Below are 1,860 nucleotides of genomic sequence, written 5' to 3'. Positions count from 1 at the left end.
CGCTCCGGGCCTCCGGAGCGCTCACAGCCAGCCCGCGAACTCCAGCAACAACTCCGCGTCGCGCGGCCGGCCCACCCGCCCCGCCCGCACACCGGACTCCACGGCCCGGAACAGCGTCCACCCGCGCAGCCGCTCCTGGTCCACGTCCAGGGACTCGGCCAGCCGCTTCACCCGGCGCCGGGTCGTGGCCGCGCCGGACGGCTGGGCGATCAGGTCCTCCACCCGGTCGCGCACCAGCCGGGCCAGATCGAAGGCGCACTCGCCGACCACCGGGTCGGGGCCCACGGCCAGCCACGGCATCCGCTCCCCGGCGAGCACCTTGCTCTGCCGGAACGTGCCGTGCAGCAGCCGGTGTTCGGGCGGCGCGGCCAGCAGTTCCTCACGTGCCGCGAGCGCCAGGTCGACGAGCGGGGCCACCTCGGGATCGGCCCGCGCCCGCGCCCGCATCGCCTCGGCCTGCCGCCCGGTCCGCTCGGCCACGGTCTCGAAGGGGAAGTCGGCAGGCGGCTCCACCCACAGCCGCCGCAGCGTCCCCGCCGCCTCCAGCAGCGCCTTCGCCTCCGGCAGCGACCGCACCGACAGATCAGGATGCAGCCGCTCCAGCAGCAGCACGCCCTCGGCCGTGAAGGGTTCGAGCAGCTCTACGGCGCCCAGGCCGCCCCAGTGCGCGAGCGCGGCCCGCTCCGCCTCCGGGCGGGCCCGGACCGGCGCCAGCTTGAGCACGGCGGGCGTCCCGTCGGCCGTCCGCACCAGCACGACCAGGCTGCTGCGCCCGCCGGGCACCTGCACCCGCTCCACGGTCAACTCGCGTAGAGCGACGGCCCGCTGCGCCGCCTCGGGCAGCTTCTCCAGCCAGCCGTCACCGTCCGGTGCCGTCTCACCGAGCGCCCTGACCAGGCGCTTCGGCGGTTCGAAAACCATGCGCGAGTCGTTCCCTTCGTACTGTCCGCAGTGCGTGCCCTACGGGGTCACGCCGTGGGCGCGGCCGCGGGCGGAGCCGTGTCCGCCCGCTCGGCGAGCCCAGGGAAGGCTACGCTCTCGCCGCGCCAGCGCACCGCCCGCACCGCCGCCTCCCGCAGCGCCTCGGCGGCCAGGGCCCGCCGCCCGCCGGCCGCCGCGCGCACCAGGTCGGAGTAGACCCCGGCCACCCGGTCCTCCAGCTCGGCGGCGAGCCGCACGGCGGCCGCGGCGTCCGGTACCGGGAACGGCAGCGCGTACCCCGCGGCCGCGGCCGCGGGCCTGCCTCCCAGGTCCTTCACCTCGCGCGCCAGCGCATCCCTGCGCGCCCGGTGCGCGTCGTACGCCGTCCGTGCCTCGATGCGCTGCCCGTCGCCGATCCGCCCGCCGACGACGCCGTACCCGTACACCGCCGCGTGCTCGGCGGCCAGCGCCGCCTGGAGGGCCCGCAGCTCCTGGTCCTTCGCGTCGCTCACGCGTCACCCTCCGTCAGCAGATAGACGTGCGCCGCCCCGGCGGCCGCCACCGAGGCCAGCAGCCGCGCCAGCTCGCCCGGCGCCCCGACCAGTGCCTTGGCCCGCCGGTCGGCGAGCTCCCGCTCCGCGGCGGCGAGCGCGGCGAGCGCGTCCCGGTCGTTCCCCGGCACGGGGGCCGAGGAGGAAGAGGCAGAGGCAGCGGGGGAGGAAGAGGCGGAAGGGGCGGGGGAGACAGCCGCCTTCCGGCCGCCGCCGAACGCCCGTGCGTGCCGTACGACCTCCTCCCGCAGCGGCCGCAGCCACTCCGCGAGCCCCGGACGGGCGGCGATCACCGCGTCGTACCGCTCGACCAGTTCCTCGCTGTCCCGCGCCGCACGCGCGCGTGCCCGTCGGTCGGCGGCCGACGGGCCGTCGCCCGGGTCACCGG

General features: G+C 77.8%; 3 protein-coding genes. All 3 read right to left on the bottom strand.

Annotated elements, in window-relative coordinates; all coding sequences use genetic code 11:
• Nucleotides 1-21: 21 nt before the first annotated feature.
• Nucleotides 22-921, bottom strand: coding sequence for an aminoglycoside phosphotransferase family protein (locus tag ACFTZL_RS44525; protein WP_382596250.1), 900 nt, complete (start codon nucleotides 919-921; stop codon nucleotides 22-24).
• Between the two features lie 47 nt (nucleotides 922-968).
• Entirely contained in the window at nucleotides 969-1,433 is a 465-nt protein-coding gene (locus ACFTZL_RS44520; protein WP_382596247.1) for a ferritin-like domain-containing protein, read from the bottom strand.
• Nucleotides 1,430-1,860: hypothetical protein (locus ACFTZL_RS44515; RefSeq protein ID WP_382596244.1), on the bottom strand; the 431-nt coding region annotated here is incomplete at its 5' end. The genes ACFTZL_RS44515 and ACFTZL_RS44520, both read right to left, overlap by 4 nt.

Origin of the sequence: Streptomyces sp. NPDC056948, from assembly GCF_042674225.1 — a bacterium.
Classification (GTDB): domain Bacteria; phylum Actinomycetota; class Actinomycetes; order Streptomycetales; family Streptomycetaceae; genus Streptomyces; species Streptomyces purpurascens.
This window is presented reverse-complemented; position numbering and strand designations above follow the sequence as displayed.

Excerpts from the sequence above, each read along its gene's own strand:
- ACFTZL_RS44525 (WP_382596250.1), bottom strand. The coding sequence starts at position 921 with ATGGTTTTCGAACCGCCGAAGCGCCTGGTCAGGGCGCTCGGTGAGACG.